Annotated in this window: 17 protein-coding genes and 1 tRNA gene; 7 read left to right on the top strand and 11 right to left on the bottom strand. The window is 72.6% G+C overall.

Going from position 1 to position 18,008, the window contains the following annotated elements; translation table 11 throughout:
- Positions 1–14 precede the first annotated feature (14 nt).
- Positions 15–2,417: a transketolase gene (locus tag DWB05_RS05275; RefSeq protein ID WP_114375710.1), complete on the top strand. Its 2,403-nt coding sequence runs from the start codon at positions 15–17 to the stop codon at positions 2,415–2,417.
- Between the two features lie 7 nt (positions 2,418–2,424).
- Here DWB05_RS05275 and DWB05_RS14610 read toward each other — a convergent pair whose 3' ends face one another.
- The 3 genes from DWB05_RS14610 to DWB05_RS05265 form a co-directional block, all read right to left on the bottom strand.
- Positions 2,425–2,571: a hypothetical protein gene (locus DWB05_RS14610; RefSeq protein ID WP_157967086.1), complete on the bottom strand. Its 147-nt coding sequence runs from the start codon at positions 2,569–2,571 to the stop codon at positions 2,425–2,427.
- Between the two features lie 111 nt (positions 2,572–2,682).
- Positions 2,683–3,510 (bottom strand): lytic transglycosylase domain-containing protein, encoded by an 828-nt coding sequence (locus DWB05_RS05270; protein ID WP_157967085.1) that lies wholly within the window; start codon positions 3,508–3,510, stop codon positions 2,683–2,685.
- A gap of 350 nt (positions 3,511–3,860) precedes the next feature.
- Positions 3,861–4,775 (bottom strand): N-formylglutamate amidohydrolase, encoded by a 915-nt coding sequence (locus DWB05_RS05265; protein WP_114376565.1) that lies wholly within the window; start codon positions 4,773–4,775, stop codon positions 3,861–3,863.
- Positions 4,776–4,882: 107 nt separating this feature from the next.
- Between DWB05_RS05265 and DWB05_RS05260 the strand changes: the two genes are divergently transcribed.
- From DWB05_RS05260 to DWB05_RS05250, 3 genes are all read left to right on the top strand, one after another.
- Positions 4,883–4,957: transfer RNA gene (locus tag DWB05_RS05260), tRNA-Val, on the top strand.
- 221 nt (positions 4,958–5,178) lie between these two features.
- Positions 5,179–5,745: a bactofilin family protein gene (locus DWB05_RS05255; RefSeq protein ID WP_114375706.1), complete on the top strand. Its 567-nt coding sequence runs from the start codon at positions 5,179–5,181 to the stop codon at positions 5,743–5,745.
- Between the two features lie 24 nt (positions 5,746–5,769).
- Complete coding sequence (locus DWB05_RS05250) at positions 5,770–6,258, top strand: hypothetical protein (RefSeq protein ID WP_157967084.1); 489 nt, start codon at positions 5,770–5,772, stop codon at positions 6,256–6,258.
- A gap of 9 nt (positions 6,259–6,267) precedes the next feature.
- Here DWB05_RS05250 and thpR read toward each other — a convergent pair whose 3' ends face one another.
- Both thpR and DWB05_RS05240 read right to left on the bottom strand, forming a co-directional pair.
- Positions 6,268–6,807, bottom strand: coding sequence for an RNA 2',3'-cyclic phosphodiesterase (gene thpR, locus DWB05_RS05245; RefSeq protein ID WP_114375702.1), 540 nt, complete (start codon positions 6,805–6,807; stop codon positions 6,268–6,270).
- A gap of 25 nt (positions 6,808–6,832) precedes the next feature.
- Entirely contained in the window at positions 6,833–7,522 is a 690-nt protein-coding gene (locus tag DWB05_RS05240; protein WP_232818393.1) for an arylesterase, read from the bottom strand.
- Here DWB05_RS05240 and DWB05_RS05235 point away from each other — a divergent pair.
- The 3 genes from DWB05_RS05235 to DWB05_RS05225 all read left to right on the top strand — a co-directional run bounded on the left by DWB05_RS05235 (position 7,521) and on the right by DWB05_RS05225 (position 11,709).
- The gene (locus DWB05_RS05235; RefSeq protein WP_114375698.1) at positions 7,521–8,252 is read left to right on the top strand and encodes an ABC transporter ATP-binding protein; all 732 of its coding nucleotides are present in this window, start codon (positions 7,521–7,523) and stop codon (positions 8,250–8,252) included. The two genes, DWB05_RS05240 and DWB05_RS05235, sit on opposite strands and share 2 nt — an antisense overlap.
- Positions 8,253–8,257: 5 nt before the next feature.
- Positions 8,258–10,843 (top strand): ABC transporter permease, encoded by a 2,586-nt coding sequence (locus DWB05_RS05230; protein ID WP_114375695.1) that lies wholly within the window; start codon positions 8,258–8,260, stop codon positions 10,841–10,843.
- Positions 10,844–10,923: 80 nt separating this feature from the next.
- Positions 10,924–11,709 carry a Bax inhibitor-1/YccA family protein gene (locus tag DWB05_RS05225; RefSeq protein ID WP_114375693.1) on the top strand — a complete coding sequence of 262 codons (786 nt, stop codon included), beginning with the start codon at positions 10,924–10,926 and terminating at the stop codon, positions 11,707–11,709.
- A gap of 63 nt (positions 11,710–11,772) precedes the next feature.
- Here DWB05_RS05225 and DWB05_RS05220 read toward each other — a convergent pair whose 3' ends face one another.
- The 6 genes from DWB05_RS05220 to DWB05_RS05195 form a co-directional block, all read right to left on the bottom strand.
- Positions 11,773–12,645: a hypothetical protein gene (locus tag DWB05_RS05220; protein WP_114375691.1), complete on the bottom strand. Its 873-nt coding sequence runs from the start codon at positions 12,643–12,645 to the stop codon at positions 11,773–11,775.
- 141 nt (positions 12,646–12,786) lie between these two features.
- A complete protein-coding gene (locus DWB05_RS14980) occupies positions 12,787–13,911 on the bottom strand; it encodes a CarD family transcriptional regulator (RefSeq protein WP_232818392.1) in 1,125 nt (374 codons plus the stop codon).
- Positions 13,912–14,037: 126 nt separating this feature from the next.
- A complete protein-coding gene (gene fdxA / locus DWB05_RS05210) occupies positions 14,038–14,370 on the bottom strand; it encodes a ferredoxin FdxA (RefSeq protein WP_114375689.1) in 333 nt (110 codons plus the stop codon).
- A gap of 66 nt (positions 14,371–14,436) precedes the next feature.
- Positions 14,437–14,757, bottom strand: coding sequence for a S4 domain-containing protein (locus tag DWB05_RS05205; protein ID WP_114375687.1), 321 nt, complete (start codon positions 14,755–14,757; stop codon positions 14,437–14,439).
- Positions 14,754–17,228 (bottom strand): helicase-related protein, encoded by a 2,475-nt coding sequence (locus DWB05_RS05200; protein WP_114376563.1) that lies wholly within the window; start codon positions 17,226–17,228, stop codon positions 14,754–14,756. The genes DWB05_RS05205 and DWB05_RS05200 overlap by 4 nt, the downstream gene beginning before the upstream one ends.
- A gap of 60 nt (positions 17,229–17,288) precedes the next feature.
- Positions 17,289–18,005 carry a DUF1223 domain-containing protein gene (locus DWB05_RS05195; protein ID WP_114375685.1) on the bottom strand — a complete coding sequence of 239 codons (717 nt, stop codon included), beginning with the start codon at positions 18,003–18,005 and terminating at the stop codon, positions 17,289–17,291.
- Between the last annotated feature and the right edge of the window lie 3 nt (positions 18,006–18,008).

Raw genomic sequence — 18,008 nt, 5'->3', positions numbered from 1 at the left:
CGAGGGGGAAGGGGATGGCGGACGGGCTGGCACGGGAGACGGTCGCCGCGGGCGGGATCGACCCCCGCCGGCTCGCCGTGCTGGAGGCGCTGGAGAAGCGCGTGCTCTGGCTCGCCGCCTGGATCATTCATCACGCCAACCACGTCCGCCCAAATCGCGACGGGCTGAAGGTCGGCGGCCACCAGGCCTCCTGCGCCTCGGTCGCCACCCTGATGACGGCGCTCTATTTCGACATTCTCCGCCCCGAGGATCGGGTGGCGGTGAAGCCGCACGCCGCCCCGGTGTTCCACGCCATCCAGTACCTGATGGGGCGGGTGAGCCGCGACAAGCTCGAACGGTTCCGTGCCTTGGGCGGCATCCAGCCCTATCCGTCGCGGGTGAAAGACGGCGACGACGTCGACTTCTCGACGGGCTCGGTCGGGCTCGGGGTGGCGATCACCACCTTCGCCGCGCTCGTGCGCGACTATGTCCGCCTCAAGCGTCTCGTGCCGGAGGACGCGCCATGGGGCCGCATGGTGGCGGTCGTTGGCGACGCCGAGCTCGACGAGGGCAACATCTACGAGGCGCTCCTCGAGGGCTGGAAGCACGAGGTCGAGGGCGTGTGGTGGGTGATCGACTACAACCGCCAGAGCCTCGATTCGATCGTGCCCGACCGGCTGTTCCACCGCATCGAGGGCCTGTTCCGCGACATGCGGTGGGAGGTGGTGACGCTGAAGTACGGCCGCCTGCTCGAGGCCGCCTTTGCCCGGCCCGGCGGGGCGGCGCTGAAGCAGTGGATCGACGACTGTCCGAACTCCACCTACGCCGCGCTCACCTTCCAGGGGGGTGCCGCCTGGCGCGAGGCGCTGATCGCCGATCTCGGGCGCGATCGTCGGGTGCGCGCGATCATCGATCCCCTCAGCGACGGCGATCTCGCGCGGCTGATGACCAATCTCGGCGGCCACGACATGGGCCTCGTCGTCGACACGTTGCGCCGGGCGGCGACCTCGCGCCAGCCCACCGCCTTCATCGCCTACACCATCAAGGGCATGGGCCTGCCCTTCGCCGGGCACAAGGACAACCATGCCGGGCTGATGACGAAGGAGCAGATGGAGGCGTTCCGCGCCGCGATGGGCATCGCGCCGGGCGAGGAGTGGGAGCCCTTCGCGGGGCTCGGCGCCCTGGAGGCGGAGGCGCGCGCCCTGGTCGCCAGCGCGCCCTTCGCGCAGCACCGGCAAAGCCGCCGTCTCGTCGCCGACCCGGTGCCGATCCCCTCCGCCCTGCCCATCCCGCCGCTTGCGCCGGGCCGGAAGATCTCCACCCAGGAGGGGTTCGGCCAAATCCTGTCCGAGATCGGTCGCGGCGTGGGCGATCTTGCCCCGCTCGCCGCACGCCTCGTCACCATGAGCCCGGACGTGACGGTCTCCACCTCCCTTGGGCCGTGGGTAAACCGCCGCGGCGTGTTCTCGCGCACGCGGCGCAACGACGTCTTTCGCGACGCCAAGGTCGTCTCGCCGCAGAAATGGGTGATGACGCCCGAGGGGCAGCACATCGAACTCGGCATCGCCGAACAGAACCTGTTCCTGCTGCTCGCGGCGGCGGGCCTTGCGCACGACCTGTTCGGCGTGCGGCTGATCCCGCTCGGCACCGTCTACGACACCTTCGTCGGGCGCGGGCTCGATGCGCTGATGTACGGCTGCTACCAGGATGCGCGCTTCATCCTGGTCTCCACGCCCTCGGGCATCACGCTCGCACCCGAGGGCGGTCAGCACCAGTCCGTCTACACGCCGCTGATCGGCATCGGGCAGGACCGCCTCGCCTTCTACGAGCCTGCGTATGTCGACGAGCTCGCGGCCATCCTGGCCTGGGCGTTCCGTCAGCTGCAGGAGCCGGACGGCTCATCCGTGTGGCTCCGGCTTTCGACGCGGGCGATCGAGCAGCCTGCGCGCCTCCTTGACCCCGAGGCGGTGATCCGCGGCGGGTATTGGCTCGTGCCGCCCGAGCCGGGGGCGGCGCTGGCGCTCGTCACGCAGGGTCCGGTCGCGCCGGAGGCGCGCGCCGCGTTCGACACGATCCGGGAGGATGTCCCTGGCGCGGGGTTGCTGACGATCACCAGTCCCGACAGGCTGCACCGGGACTGGCTCGCGGCCTGCCGTGCGCGGCGCGACGGCGCGCCGGCGACGGCCTGGATCGAAACCCTGTTGGCGCCGATCTCGCCGGAGGCGGTTCTCGTGACGGTGCTGGACGGGCACCCGGCCACGCTGGCTTGGCTCGGGTCGGTGCGCGGGCAGAGGGTGGAGCCGCTCGGCGTCGACCGCTTCGGTCAAGCCGGCGATATCCCCTCCCTCTATGCCCTGTATGGCCTAGACAGCGAGGCGATGGTGTCGGCCGCCGCGGCGGGGCTCGTCGCCCGGCTGCGCGGCGGCCGGCGCGGGTGATGCGGCCTCAGCCGGCGACGGCGGTCGCCGGCAGGGCGGAGGTCACCACCGGCGGCGGCGGCTCCTCGGCCACCCGCTCGTCGGAGGGGCAGGCGAAGGCCGGTAGCGAGAGGGCGGCGAACAGCAAGGCAGCGGCGATCAGGCGCATAGGCATCATCCTTATCCTTTCCCGGTCGGTCGACGAATTCATGACACGAGCGCATGGCTCGCATCCAGTTCGGGAATGTGCCGGATCGCGATGGTGCCCTGCAACTGCGACGGCGCATCAGCGGGACGGACGGGTCGGCGCCGGGCGGGCGGCGGAGACTTGGGCGAGCAAGGCGATCGGCCGCACGGCCGCGATCGGCGCGGCGCGGTAGGAGTCGAGATCACGACCGCGCAAGTTCGCCTCCGGCGCCGCCTCGAGCGGAGCGGGTCGGAGGGCAGGAGCGGCAAGGTGGATGATCCGCCCGGCACCGCCCGCCGTTCGCGCCGCCCAGGCCGCCGCCTGCGCCTGCCGATGCGCCTCCGCCGCGTGCCGCGTTTCCTCCGGCCAGGCCGCAAGCACACGGCGCTTGTAGGCCTCGGCGAGCTCTGGCGTCTGCGAGTGGTAGTGTGCCGCGGCCTGCGTCCAGGAGTTTGCCCGCGCCTGCAAATCGACCAGGAAGCGGGCGGCGTAGTCGGCGTTGCGCGCCGGGTCGAAGGCCTCTTCGAGCGAGGCGAAGGCGTCGGGGTGGTGATGCAGGTTCACCTGCATGCACCCGACGTCGATCGAGCGCACGCCGCGTGCCTGCAGGGCGCGCACGGCGGCAATCGCTGCCTCCTTGGTGGGGAAGAACTGCCCCGTTCCCTCGGCATTGATGGTCCAGGGCCAGGGACCGAAGCGGCCGGTTTCGGGATCCCGCCGCCCGCTTTCCACCCGCCCGATGGCGAGCAGGAGTGCGTGCGGGATGCCATGCGTGCGTTCGGCAGCGGCGATCGCCGGCCGGCAGAGGTCGGCCGGCGAGATGGTGGATGGGGCCGTCGCCGCGGTCGGCCGCGCGGCGGGTTCGCCGGTGGGGCAGACCGTCAGCAGCGAAACGGCGAGGGCGGCGAGGAGATGAGGGCGCGGCATGGGGGGTGATCCGGTTGTCGAAATGCCGCTTGCCACTCGCAAGCCGCGTGCCAGCGGATCCCTGAACCATCGCGCGGACGTGATCATGCGTGCGGCGAAAAGGACCCGCGCGCATGCTGCGGCGCAAAAAACCCCTTGTCTCGGATCCGCGCCCTGCTTATCTTTCGCACTGCAGCATCGTCGTTTCGGCCATGCTGTCTGCCTTTCTTGGACGTTTCCTCCCTAAACTCGGCCGCCCTGCGAAGGGCGGCCCTTTTTTTGCGCCAGGGGCTTGCGACAGATTTCTGAGCCCCATCACGCCGCCGATTGCGCAACTCGCGGTTGCCGGCGGTTCGTCCCGGCCGCCCCGCTCAGGGTTTGAGGGAGGACCAGTCGGCGGCGGCGAGTTCGCCGATCACCTGCCCCAGCAGCGCCTTCATCCTCGCAAAGCCGGCCGCGGGCTCGATTCGCCCCTCGTCCATGTAGAGGTTGCGCGCGATCTCGATCTGCAGCGCATGCACGCCCTCCCGCGGCCGCCCGTAGTGGCGGGTGACGTAGCCGCCGGCGTAGGGCTCGTTGCGCCGCACGCGAAGCCCGCGCCGGCTCAGCGCCTCCTCCACCCGGCGGGTCGCGATCGCCGCGCACGACGTGCCATGCGCATCGCCGAGCACGATGTCGGGCGGCCGCTCCCGCGCCGGCAGGGTGGCGAGAGACGGCATCGAGTGGCAGTCGATCAGCAGGCAGCAGCCGAAGCGGTGCAGCGTCTCCGTGATCAGCGCGGCGAGCGCCTGATGGTAGGGGCGCCAGCAGGTGGCGATGCGCGCCTCCGCCTCTTCGAAGGTGAGTTTGCGGCGGTAGATCGCCTCCCCGGTGGACACCACCCGCGCAATAGTGCCGAGGCCTGCGCCCACCCGGGGGCTTGCTGCGTTGACATAGGCCGGAAGCGGGTCGGCGAACATCGCCGGATCGAGCTCCCAAGGCTCGCGGTTCACGTCGCACCAGGTCCGCGGAAAGGTGGCGTGGATCAGCGGGCAGCCGCGGTCGGGAGCAGAGCCGAACAGCTCCTCGACGAAACTGTCCTCGCTTCGGCGCAAGGTCGCCATGTCGAGACGCGAGTCGTTGAGGAAGGCCGGCGGGTAGTCGCGGCCCGAATGTGGGGAGGAGAAGACGAGGGGGGCGGTCTGCACCGCCGGCCGACGCACGACGACGGGCTCAGACCACGGCGGGACGCCAGGACGGGCGTCCGGACGCGTCGCGGAGCCATGCCTGGGCGGCAGCGTGTCCATCGCAGCCATGAAAGCATCGCCCGGGCCGCGATGTCACCCGGCCGCGCTCCGCCGGGCCGGCGGATGCTTGCGTTGCCGCCGCACCGCCGGTACAGACCGAAAAGGGCGGGCGCGTAGCTCAGCGGGAGAGCACCACCTTGACACGGTGGGGGTCAGAGGTTCGATCCCTCTCGCGCCCACCACGGCCGCATTGCTGCCGATCGATGCGGCGGTATGATCCCGGCCAGCGACGGAGTCGCCATTCGATCCAGCCACTCCAGCGACCGCGAGGTGTCCCCTGGCCCTGTTCAAGCGCCCCCGAAGCGATGGCAGCCCGAGTGGCCGCGAAGCAACGCCGCCTGAGCGAACGACGCTGGCGGCCGAGCCCATCGCCCGTCCGACCCCGACCCGCAAGGAGAGCGGCATGGCCCTGAAGCCGACCATCCCCACCCCCGGCATTCCGCCGCAGCCGACGCCGCTCGCGCCGACCCCCGCGGCCGCCGCGCGGCCCCCTTCCCCCGCCCGTCCGGCGAGCGAGCGTCGGGCCCTGGTGGTCGGGCGCGGCATCGCGCTGTCGGGTGGCGCGATCAGCGACTGCGAACGGCTCGAGGTCCACGGCACGGCCGAGGTGTCGATCCGCAACGCGCTCGAACTGGTGATTGCCGACAGCGGCGTGTTCCGCGGCGAGGCCGAGATCGAGGAGGCTGACATCTCCGGCGCCTTCGACGGCGCGCTGACGGCGACCGGGCGCCTCGTCATCCGCGGCACCGGCCGGGTCACCGGCACCATCCGCTGCGCGCGGCTGATGGTCGAGGAGGGGGCGCAGGTCAGCGGTCGGATCGAGATGATCCCGGCCCTCGGCGCTCCCGCCGCCTCTCCCACCCTGGCACAGGCCGCGATGCCGTCGTCGCCGGCCAGCCCGGTGTCGGTGGCCGCCCAGGCCGCGGCGTCGACAACGACGCCGGCGGAGCCCGCGCTGGCGCGGGGCTGAAACCGCTCCGCTTCGCTGCGCGCCGTGGCACCGCGGGTGGCCGCCGGCTTGCTGGTCGCCACCCTTGCCGCCGCTTGCGCCGGTGCACCTGCGGAAGAGGAGAGGGCGGCGCAGCGTGCGCTGGCCGACATCACCGCGGCGCGCGCCGCGCTCGAGGCGATGCGTCAGGGCCTGCCGCCGCACGCGGTCGCGCCACGCCCGGTCGCGCCCCCGCCGCGGGCCGATCGCCCCGCGGTGTTGGCCCGTTCGCCGCGCTCCGCTTCGGATCTGGCAGGGCTCGGCGAGGCGGATCTGCGCGCCCTCCTCGGCGAGCCCGACCTCGTGCGGGAGGAGGGCGAGGTACGCGCCTGGCTCTATCGCGGCCCGTCCTGCCTGCTCGATGTCTTCCTCGAAGGCGAGGGGGACGCACGCGTGGTGCTCGCCGCCGCCCGGGGCGTGGGGCTCGAGCGGGTGCCGGAGGAGGTCTGCCTCCGCTCGCTCTCGCGCGGTCGGGCCGGGCTTCCCCGGAGCTGACGACCCCGCTCAGGCGAGGGCGTAGTCGGCCTCGGCCGTGTAGTGCGCCTGATCCTTCGCGAGGTGCGAGGAGAACAGCGTGAACCGCTCCACCGGCACCGGCTGGGCGCGGAAAAGCCCGTGCAGGCGAAGGAACTCGCCGAGCCGCACCGGGTCGGGGTTGTCGAGCCGGGCAAGGGTGACGTGGGGGACGAAGCGACGCCGCTCCGGCTCGCAGCCCGCCCGCACCACGGCACTCTCCACCTTGGCGCGCAGGTGTTCGAGCGCGGCGTTGCGCTCCACCCCCACCCACAGCGCGTGCGGCCTGCCGCGGGTTTCGAACGTGCCGACCCCGCTCAAGGTGAGGTCGAAGCCGCGCGCGGCGATGGCGGAGAGCCCGGCGTCGATGTCATCCGCCCGGCCGTTGTCCACCTCGCCGATGAAGCGCAGCGTGAGGTGGTAGTTCTCGGGCGGCACCCATTTCGCGCCGGGGAAGCGGTGCGCGATCAGCCCGGCAAGGCGAAGCCGGAGCTCGTAGGGGAGTGCGAGGCCGACGAACAGACGAAGCATCCCGCGCCCTCCTTCACCACCGCCTTCACCCGCGCCCCGCCCGCGCGATCAGCGCCTCGACATAGGGCAGGATGCGCTCGACCATCACGGCCACCCCGCGCGCATTGGGGTGAATCCCGTCCGGCTGGTTGAGCGCGGGTTCGGCCGCCACGCCGTCGAGGAAGAAGGGGTAGAACACGACGTCGTGCTCGCGCGCGAGGCGGGCGTAGGCCTCGCGAAACGCCTCCGCGTATTCAGCGCCGAGGTTCGGCGGCGCGAGCATGCCGGCGAGCAGGGCGGGGATGTTGCGCTCGCGCAAACGTCGCAGGATGGCGTCCAGGTTGGCGTAGGTGGCGGCGGGGTCGATGCCCCGCAGGCCGTCATTGCCCCCGAGAGCGACGATGGCGACGTCGGGCCTGTCGGCGAGCGCCCAGTCGAGCCGGGCCCTGCCTCCCGCCGTGGTGTCCCCCGACACCCCCGCATCCAGCACCCGGGCGGGAATGCCCTTGGCGCGCAGGGCGCGCTCGAGCTGGGCGACGAAGCCGTCGCTGCGGGCGAGGCCGTAGCCCGCGGTCAGGCTGTCGCCGAGGGCGAGGATCCGGATCTCGCGCGTCTCGGCCCTCGTTCCCGCGCCGCACAACGCCGTGATGAGGAAAGCCGCCGCCGCAATCGTTGCTTCCCGCCGTCGCACCCCCGGGCCATATCGCACGCAGCGAAGAGGGGTCAGATCCGACATGGACGCCATCGTTCATCCCGCGCGGGCCGAGGCCGGCCCCGCTGCCGCCGAGCCCATCGTCGTGGTGCGGGACCTCGCCTTCACCGTGGCCTCGGCGGCCGGCCCGGTCAACATCCTGCGCGGCATCTCGCTCAGCATCGGTGCGGGCGAGGCGGTCGGCATCGTCGGCCCTTCGGGCTCGGGCAAATCCACGCTGATGATGCTGCTCGCCGGGCTCGAGCGGCCGAGTGCTGGGTCCGTGCGGGTGGCCGGCGCCGATCTCGGCGCGATGGACGAGGATTCGCTCGCCCGCTTCCGCCGCGCCCACATCGGCATCGTGTTCCAGGCCTTCCACCTGATTCCGACCATGACGGCGGAGGAGAACGTCGCCGTTCCGCTCGAGTTCGCCGGTCGCCGCGACGCCTTCGCCCGCGCCCGCGAGGCGCTGGCCGCGGTGGGGCTGGCGCATCGGCTTTCCCACTATCCCGCCCAGCTGTCGGGCGGCGAACAGCAGCGGGTGGCGCTGGCCCGCGCCCTCGTCGCCGAACCCGCACTCCTGCTCGCCGACGAGCCGACCGGCAACCTCGACCTCGCCACCGGGGCGGCGGTGATGGAGCTGATGTTCGACCTCCGCGCGAGGCTCGGCACCACGCTCGTGCTGATCACGCACGACCCCGCGCTCGCCGAACGCTGCGGGCGGGTCGTCTCGCTTGCCGACGGGCGCGTCGTCTCGGACCGCAGGCTCGGCTGAGCGCGATGGACGGCACCCTCGTCGCCGCCCCGCCGCGGCCGCTCGCTCGCCCCGCGGCTGACGCGCCGCTCCTCGCCACCGCCTGGCGCTTCGCCCGGCGCGAACTGCGCGCGGGCACGCGGGGTTTGCGCATCGTCATCGCCTGTCTCGCCCTCGGGGTCGCCGCCATCGCCGGGGTGGGGTCGCTTGCCTCCGCCGTGCTCGAGGGCATGCGCACGGACGGGCGGCGCATCCTCGGCGGCGACGTCGAGGTCTCGGTCGGCTACCGCCCGATGTCACCCGAGGCGAGGGCCTGGATCGCCGCCCGCGGCGGGCAGGTGGCGGACGTGGTCGAGATGCGCTCGATGCTGATCGCCGAGAAGGGCGCGCGCGAGCGCATGCTGGTCGAACTCAAGGCCGTCGGCCCGACCTGGCCGCTCTATGGCGAGGCGCGGGTGGCCGGCGAGACCGATGTCTTCTCCGCCCTCCGCCCGCGCGACGGGCTGCCGGGGCTCGCTGCCGAACCCCTCGTGCTCGCCCGGCTCGATCTTCGTCCCGGCGACACCGTCCGTCTCGGCGAGGGCCTCTTTCGGGTGGTGGGGGCGGTCGAGAAGGAGCCCGATCGGGTCGCCTCGCCGGCGGTGCTGGGGCCCCGCGCGCTGATCGCGCTCGATTCGCTTCCCGCCACGGGCCTGATCCAGCCGGGCAGCCTGGTGCGCTACGAGTACCGCATCCGCCTGCCCGAGGGTGCGGACCCGCGCGCCTTCGTGCGCGACCTGCGGGCGGCGTTCCCCGATGGCGGCTGGCGAATCCGAACCTACGCCGAAGCCGCCCCGGGGGTGATCCGCTTCGTCGAGCAGACGGCCCTGTTCCTGACGCTGACGGGGCTCACGGCGCTGCTCGTCGGCGGCATCGGGGTGGCGACGGGGGTGCGCACCTGGCTCGAGGCGCGCCGGCGCACCATCGCCACGCTGAAGTGCCTCGGCGCGCCGGCGTCCGTCATCTTCGCCACCTACGGGCTGCAGCTCGGCGTCATTGCGGCTCTGGCGATCGCGATCGGGCTCGCCGTGGGGGCGGCCGTGCCGGCGGTGGCGGCGGTGGCGCTGGCCGACGTGCTGCCTGTACCACCCGCCCTGGGCTTCTACCCGGTCCCGCTCGCCCTCGCCGCCCTGTTCGGGCTGGTCGCCGCCGCGACCTTCGCGCTCTGGCCGCTCGCCCGGGCGCGGGAGGTTCCCGCTGTCGCGCTGTTCCGCGACGAGGTGGCGCGCGCCTCGGCCCGGCCGCGCTGGCCCGTCCTGCTCGCCAACGTCGCGCTCGCGCTGGCGCTTGCCGGGCTCGCTGTCGCGGTGGCGCAGGACCGCCGCTTCGCCGCGGCCTTCTGCGCCGCCGCCGCCGGTACGCTCCTCCTGTTCCGCCTCGGCGCCTGGGCCCTCTCGGCGCTCGCCGCCCGGGCGCCGCGCCACCTGCCGCCCGCGCTTCGCCTCGGCCTCGCCAACCTGCATCGGCCGGGCAACACGACGGCATTGATGCTCGTCTCCCTCGGCATCGGCCTCTCCACCCTGGCGTCGGTGGCGATGATCCAGGGCAACATCCGATCGCAGGTTACGGAAAGCCTGCCCGAACGGGCGCCGGCCTTCTTCTTCATCGACATCCAGTCGGGCGAGGCGGAGCGCTTCGACCGCATCGCCGCCTCCGTTCCCGGTGTGGGGGCGGTCGAGCGGGTGCCGTCGCTGCGCGCGCGCATCGTCGCCGTCAACGGCGTGCCGGCGGAACAGGTGCGCGCGACCGAGGACACTGCCTGGGCGTTGCGCGGCGACCGCGGCCTCACCTACGCCGCCCGCCCGCCCGAGGGCACGCGGATCGTCGCCGGCGCCTGGTGGCCCGAGACCTATCGCGGCGAGCCGCTCGTCTCCTTCGACGCCCGCCTGGCCGCCGGCTGGGGCATCGGGGTCGGCGACGTGCTGACGGTCAATGTGCTCGGGCGCGACATCGACCTGCGCATCGCCAACCTGCGGGTGATCGATTGGCGGTCGATGGGGCTGAACTTCACGCTGATCGCCTCGCCCGGTCTGCTCGAGGCGGCACCCCACACGCACATCGCGACCGTCCATGCCGCGCCGGAGGCCGAAGCACCGCTCCTGCGCGCGGTGACGGATGCGATGCCGAACGTCTCCGCCATCCGGGTGCGCGACGCGCTGGAGGCGGTGAACGGACTGCTGGGCCGAATCGGCGCCGCGCTGTCCGCCACCGGCTCCATCACGCTCCTCTCCGGTGCGCTCGTGCTGGCGGGTGCGGTGGTGGCGGGGCGACGGCGCCGGGTGCGGGATGCGGTGATCCTGAAGACGCTGGGGGCGACTCGGCGGCAGATCCTCGCCGCCTATCTTGTCGAGTTCGGGCTGATCGGCGCCTTCGCGGGCTTGCTTGCCGCCGGTGTGGCCTCCGCCGCCTCCTGGGCGGTGGCGACTTTTGTGCTGCGGGCCGAGTGGGTGTTCCTGCCCGGCACGCTGGCCGCGACGGTCATCGCTTGCGCGGTGCTCGCCGTCGTCTTCGGCTGGGTCGGCACCGCCGCCGCCCTGCGTGCCAAGCCCGCCCCGTATCTGCGCAACGAGTGAGGCAGGATCGGGAATCCGATTGAATCGGAGGCCCCTTGTCCCATATTCGGGGCGTCTTTCCTTGGGAGGTGAAAGAGACCATGGCCTGGAACCCCGATCCTCGCGCCATTGCGGCGACGCAGACGGTACCGACCGCCGGCGTGGACGCCGCGCGGCTCGATGCCGGTCTGCGCAAGTACATGCTGGGCGTCTACAACTGGATGGCGTCCGGCCTTCTGCTGACGGGCATTGTCGCGCTGCTGGTGGCCACCACGCCCGCCATCTTCGACCTCTTCTACCAGCGTGTGGTCACGCCGCGGGGCGTCGTCGCCGGACCGACGATCCTGGGCTGGGTCGCGATGCTGTCCCCGCTCGCCTTCATCCTCGTGCTGTCCTTCGGCGTGAACCGGCTCTCGGCGACCGCCGCCCAGGCGCTCTACTGGGCCTTCTCCGCGGTCATGGGGCTCAGCCTGTCGACCATCTTCGTCGTCTACACGACGGAGTCGATCGCGCGCGTGTTCTTCATCGCCGCTGGCATGTTCGCCGCGATGAGCATCTGGGGCTACACGACCAACCGCGACCTGACGAAGATGGGCTCGTTCCTGATCATGGGCCTGTTCGGCATCATCATCGCGGCGCTGGTCAACATCTTCCTCGCCTCCTCCGCGCTCGCCTTCGCGATCAGCGTGATCGGCGTGATCGTGTTCGTCGGGCTGACGGCGTGGGACACGCAGCGCATCAAGTCCGACTACATCGCCTATGCCTATGCCGAGGGCACGGAGGCGGCGGCGAAGCGGACGGTGTTCGATGCGCTCGCCCTCTACCTGAACTTCATCAATCTCTTCCAGCTCCTGCTCTCGCTCCTCGGCAACCGCCAGAGCGAGTGACGCGAGCGGGATCAAGTCGCGATCACGCGGCGGCCCGGGGGCGACCCCGGGCCGCTTCGTTGCCTATGCCTCGACGACCTCGAGCACCTCGCCGCCCGGCGCGAAGCACGCGGCAACCAAACGCCCGCCGAGGCCCGAACCGGCATCGAGCGTGACCCCGAAGCCGTGCTCGATGGGTCCGTCGGCGCGGCGCGAAAAGCCGCGCACGAGCCGGGCGAAGCCGCCCCAGGGGCGCCAGCTGCCGTCGTCGCCGGCAACCCCCTCCGCCGCGCGTTCGAACCCGCTGTCGTTCCACCAGAAGGCGTCGCCCTGCGCCTCGAACGGGCGGGCGGGGTCGAGCCCGGCGGCGACGAACAGCGTGCCGGGCGCTTCGCCGGCGAGGTCGCGCGGCACGGTGTAGGCAGCGCGCTTCAGCGAGGTGAGCAACGGCTCGTGGCCCGGTCTCGCCCGGATCGAGGCCATCAGCGTGGTCGTCCAGCGCGCCCGCTCAACCGGGCCCTGGGCAGCGACGCGCAGGGCCTCGGCCACCGTGGTGCCGTAGGCGGCGAGGGTGGGCGCGATGCCGTGATCGGCCATCCAGCGCACAGCGTCGACGGCGGTGGCCGGCCCGGGCGCGAAATGGAGGCGCAGCAGCTGGTGCAGCATCTCCTCCTGCGCCCCGCGCAGCACCACGATGTCCTGCGGCTCGAAGCCGGGCCTCGCGAGCACGGCGCGGCGGAACAGCAGGAGTTCGTCCACAGCGCCGGCGACGTCGGGCCCCACCCCCAGAACGTTGCCGAGATAGACCAGCCTGTCGCCGAGCCAGACACGCCGTTCCAGGGCGCCGTGCAGGGCGGCGAGGCGCGCTCGATCCCCGCGGACGGCGGCGACGGCCCAGACCCGACGCGCGCCGGTGAGGCGGGCGAAACGATCCGACTCGGGTGAGGGCGCGGTCATCCGCCTCGGATGATGCCGCGCGTCACCCCGCGACGCGAGCGATGGATCGACGCGACGGGACGAAGCCCGCGCACACCGACGATGCGCCCGCTTCGCCCCACGCCCGCCGACCGGGCCTTCCCCCGACGGGGGCGCGAGGGCTCAGGCTGCCTTCAGGTAGGAGGCGAGCTTCGCCGCCGCCGTCGCCTTGTCCACCTGCTCGATGGCGGCGAGCTCCGCGGCCAGGCGATCGAGCGCCTGCTCGTAGATCTGCCGCTCGGAGAACGACTGGTCAGGCTGTCCGGCGTTGCGGTGCAGGTCGCGCACCACCTCGGCGATCGCCACCGGGTCGCCGGAGTTGATCTTCGCCTCGTACTCCTGCGCCCGCCGGCTCCACATCGTGCGCTTGATGCGGGCGCGGCCCTTCAGCGTGGCGAGCGCCTGCTCGATCGCCTTGCGCGAGGAGAGCTTGCGCAGCCCGGCCGACTTCGCCTTCGCCACCGGCACGCGCAGCACCATCCGGTTGTCCTCGAACTCGACGACGATCAGCGTCAGCCGATGGCCGGCGATTTCCTCGGTGACGATCCCCGTGACCCGGCCCACGCCGTGGGTCGGGTAGACGACATGGTCGCCGACCGCGAACTCGATCGCGGGGGCTGGCGCAGCCGCCGGTTCAGCCTTGCTCGGCTCGGCCGCCGGCTTTGCGGCCGTCGCGGGCGCTGGCGGAGGCGTGGTGGGCGCCGGCGCCGCCGGAGGCTGCTTGGCGCCTGCCGGAGCCGGCGCGGCCGAGGTGTCGGCGGCGGCCGGCGTCGGGGCGGCGGGCGCGGCGCTGGAACCCTGGGTGGTGACCTCGGCCGCGACCATGGCAGGCGGGGCCGCCTTCTCCGTCGCAGCCTGGGCTGCCGGCGTCTTGGCACGTGCCGCCGTCGCCGGCGAAGCCGGCTTCCGGGGCGCGCTGGTCACCTCCTTGCGCGGGGCCTTTACGGCAACCGTCTTCGCAGGGGCCTTGGCGGCCGGCTTGGTCGCCGGTGCGGACGCCCGCTTGGCCGGCTGCTTCGCGGTGCTCTTCGCCACCGCCCGCGCCGCCGGCCGGGTGGCGGTCTTCGTCTGTGCCTTTGTGGTCTTCGCCGTCGTGTCCCGACCGCGCGTCGGGCGCTGAGCCGCGGTCTTCTTGTCCTTGGCCGTCTTGGTGGTGGTGGTCGCTTTGGTGGCCATCGTCCCGTTCGAACCTGTCAGTCGGCGCTGTCCATCGCCAAAAAGACACCTATGGTCGGCGGCGTCCCGCACGACCCAGGCGTCGGTTGGTCTTTGGAGCGAGCCTTCCGGCTCAGAATTTCAATGTAGCACGAAAACCACGTCTCTTCACCCCTCGCGACCCCCTTGCCACCGTCGGCGACGGAGCAGAAACGGTCCTCAGGGATGGCCTGGTTTTTCGCTGAAATAGGCCATCTTGCCGGGCTTGCCCTTCCACTCGTCGGCGTCCGCTGGCGGCTCCCCCTTGCGCGTGATGTTGGGCCAGGCTTGCGCATACTTCCGGTTGAACTCGACCCACTGCGCTGCGCGCTCGTCGGTATCGGGCAGGATGGCTTCCGCCGGGCATTCCGGTTCGCACACCCCGCAGTCGATGCACTCGTCGGGGTGGATGACCAGCATGTTCTCACCCTCGTAGAAGCAGTCGACCGGACAGACCTCGACGCAGTCCATGTATTTGCAGCGGATGCAGGCTTCGGTGACGACGTATGTCATGGGTCAGGCTCCGGTACGGCCGTGCAGAGGATGGGCGTTCCGTGCTGCGTCGCAAGAGCCCGCCCGTCAAGTGGGATTGACGCTGCCCTGCCCCTCCTCGCCGAGGTCGCGGTAGAGGGTGGAGGCTTCGCGTGACGGGCCGCGACGTGCGCCGAGGCCGATCACCTCGACGACGCGGACTCGCCCGCCCACCACGAAGGTGAGGATGTCGCCCGGGCGCACCCGCGCATGGGGCTTCACCGTCGGCTGGCGATTGATGCGCACCCTGCCGTCGGCGGCGAACCGCGCTGCGGCGGCGCGGGTCTTGAGGAAGCGCGCGCACCACAGCCAGTGGTCGAGCCGCTGCCAGTCCGCGGCGGCGTCTCCCTCCCTCTCGCTTCCGCTCACGCGCGGACGCGCAAGGCGGCAAGGGCGGCGAACGGTCCGTCCGCCACCGGGGTGCTGGCCCGCCCGGAGGGTCTTGCGGCGCGCCGCCGCGCCCGCACCAGGATCGCCCCATCCGCTCCCGGACGCAGAGCGAAGCCGAACGCGCGCAGCACCGCGGGAAGGTCGGCAGCGCGGCAGCCGAGGCGGCACGCGAGGCCAGCGGGCGCCGGTCCTGCGCCCTCGCGGGTGAGGGCGGCGAGCATCGCACCGACCCGCTCGGCGACGTCGAGCCGGATCGCGACGGGGCCAGCCGGCAGGAACCCCACCGCACGCGGCCACCCCTCCGGCCAATCCGGCTGGGGGCGCAGCGCCACCGCGCCCGGCGCCGGGAGAGCGGGCGGCGTCAGGCCTTGTCCGATGGCCCAAAGGATGCCGCGCAGCCGCATCGGCTCGGGGCGCAGCAGCCCGGGCAGCCAAACGGCCTTGTGGCCAGCCCGCACGCCGAGGGCGCGAAGCCCGGCCTTCTCCTCGGTTGCAACCCGCGCATCCCAAGCGATGCCGAGGCCCTCCTCGAGCGCGTGGGCAAGACCGCGCCAGGCGGCATGCCGGTCGGAAGCGGCCGAGACGGCGAAGAGGGGCGCGAACACCCCGCTGATCAGCCCTGCCAGCCAACGCGCGAGCCGCGCCCGAACCCGCTCGCGACCCGCCCCGTCGAGGAACTCGGCGCCGGGGACTTCGATCAGCGGCTTGAGGGGGGACGGTCCAGGGCGAAGTCGCGCCACCTCGGCCCCACGCCAGGTGAGGCGGCCCTGATCGGTGAGCGCGAAGGCCTCGTCCCCGTCCGCCTCCAGGGCGGCGATCCGCCGCGGCACTTCCTGCGCCAGTGCCCGGCGTGCCGCCCGCAGCACGGTTTGCCGCGCGATCGCGTCCGCCTGCGCCTCCGCATGGAAGACGAAGCCGTCCATGCGCCCGACCGGGTGGCCCTCGACCACCACAATGCCATCACGGGTGACGGCGGAGAGCAGGTCGTCCGCCCCACCCTCGTCGAGACGCCGGATCAGGTGCGCCGCTCGGCGATCGACGAAGCGGGCGGTCAGCCGCTCGTGGAGCGCATCGGACAGTCGGTCCTCCAACGCGCGGCAGCGTTCCGCCAGCGGCGCGGGGTCGGCGAGCCAGTCCGCCCGGCCGGCGACGTAGGCCCAGGTACGGGTATTGGCGAGCCGCCCCATCAGCGTCTCGATGTCGCCGTCGGTGCGATCGAGCGCCTCGATCTCGCGCGCGACCCAAGCCGGATCGACCCGGTAAGGGGGTGTGCGCAGGGCGCGGAAGATCCGCCCGCACAGGCGGGCATGGCTCTCGTCGCCGAGCTTGCGGTAGTCGGGGATCTGGCAGGCTTCCCAGAGCAGGCGCACGGAGGCGGGGTCGCGGGCGAGGGCGGCGACGTCGGGATCGCGGGAGAGCGCGACGAGGGCGAGGTGGTCGGCGGCCTCAGGCCCGCGCACCAGCCCGGGCGCCGGGGGCGGCGCGTCGAGCGAGGCAAGGAGGGCGCGCAAAGACGAGAAGTCGAGGGCCGAATTCCGCCACACCAGCGCCTCCAGGGGGTCGAAGCGATGGGTCTCGACCGCGTCCACGGTCTCGGGCGACAGGGGAGGGGCATCGGCCGTGGTGCCGAAACTGCCGTCGCTCATGCCGCGCCCGGCACGGCCCGCGATCTGCGCCACCTCGGCCGGCGTGAGGTCGCGCAGACGCCGGCCGTCGAACTTGGCGAGCCCGGCGAAGGCGACATGGTTGACGTCCATGTTCAGCCCCATGCCGATCGCGTCGGTCGCGACCAGGAAGTCGACCTCCTTCGCCTGGTAAAGCGCGACCTGGGCGTTGCGCGTGCGCGGCGAGAGGCGGCCCATCACCACCGCGCAGCCGCCGCGGCGACGGCGGATGGCCTCGGCGATCGCGTAGACCTCGGCGGCCGAGAAGGCGACGATCGCCGTGCGCGGCGGCAGGCGCGAGAGCTTGATCGGGCCTGCATAGGCGAGGGAGGAGAGGCGAGGGCGGGTTTCGATCTCCGCTTCGGGCACGAGGCGGCGAAGCAGGGGGCGGATCGTCTCCGCGCCGAGGAACATGGTCTCGGCCGTCCCCCGCGCGTTGAGCAGCCGGTCGGTGAAGACGTGACCGCGGTCAGGGTCGGCGCAGAGCTGGATCTCGTCGACGGCGAGGAAGGCGAAGCGTCGCTCGAGCGGCATCGCTTCCACCGTGCAGCAGAACCAGCGCGCGGCCGGCGGGACGATCTTCTCCTCGCCGGTGACGAGCGCGACGCGCGCCGGGCCGAGCCGGGCGACGATGCGGTCGTAAGTTTCGCGGGCGAGAAGGCGCAGCGGGAAGCCGATCACCCCGCTCTCGTGCGCGAGCATGCGCTCGACGGCGAGATGGGTCTTGCCCGTGTTGGTGGGCCCGAGAACGGCACGGACCCGGGCGGACTCGGCACGCGGGCTCATCGACACGGAAGGTGGCCGAGATGGGCGGTGGCGTGCAACGCCGAAACCACCCCCGCGCGGTCAGCGCAGCGCGACGCGCCCGGCGGCGAGCAGGGGGCCCTGGCGCGGCCCATGCAGGAGAACGGCGATCCCGTCGGCACGCTCCGCTTCCGGCACGGTGAGATTGAGCTCGACCGGAGCGGCATCGAGCCGCGCCACCGGCGAGGCCCAGCGCACGACGAAGGCGTGCTGCAGCGTGTGGCCGGCATTCTCCCCGTTCGCCACGTGGACCACCTGGTGGGCGAGATAGGCCGCGACCCAAAGCTGGGCCTCGATCAGCGGCTCCTCGAGGGCGGGAATGCGCAGGGCGAGCACCGGCGGCGTTCGGTTCAGCACGCTCACTCCGATGGTGCCGATGCGCGGGGCGGCGGCGATCAGCCGCTCGACCGCGGCGTGGTCGTGGCCGATCGTCTCCGCCGCCCCCTGCACGACCATCTGCGGCGTATAGATCGACCGCTGCTTCAGGCTGCGCGCATAGGCGCGCTGGCGCTGGGCGGAGACCGGCAGCGCGAACGGATCGCGCCAGCCCATGTGATCCCAGTACGGCACGTGGAAGGCGAGCGCGATGATGCCCTCGCGACGCCCGAGCAGGCCGAGCAGCGCATCCGCCGGCGGACAGGCGGAACAGCCCTGGCTCGTGAACAGTTCGAGCACGACCGGCCCCGTCCGCTCCGTCGCCCCGCCGCGTGCGGGCAGGACGGAGGCGAGGATCAGCACGACGAGGACGAGACGCGGCATGGG

This window comes from Elioraea thermophila (ex Habib et al. 2022) (assembly GCF_003336755.1).
Classification (GTDB): Bacteria; Pseudomonadota; Alphaproteobacteria; order Acetobacterales; family Acetobacteraceae; genus Elioraea; species Elioraea thermophila.
This window is presented reverse-complemented; position numbering and strand designations above follow the sequence as displayed.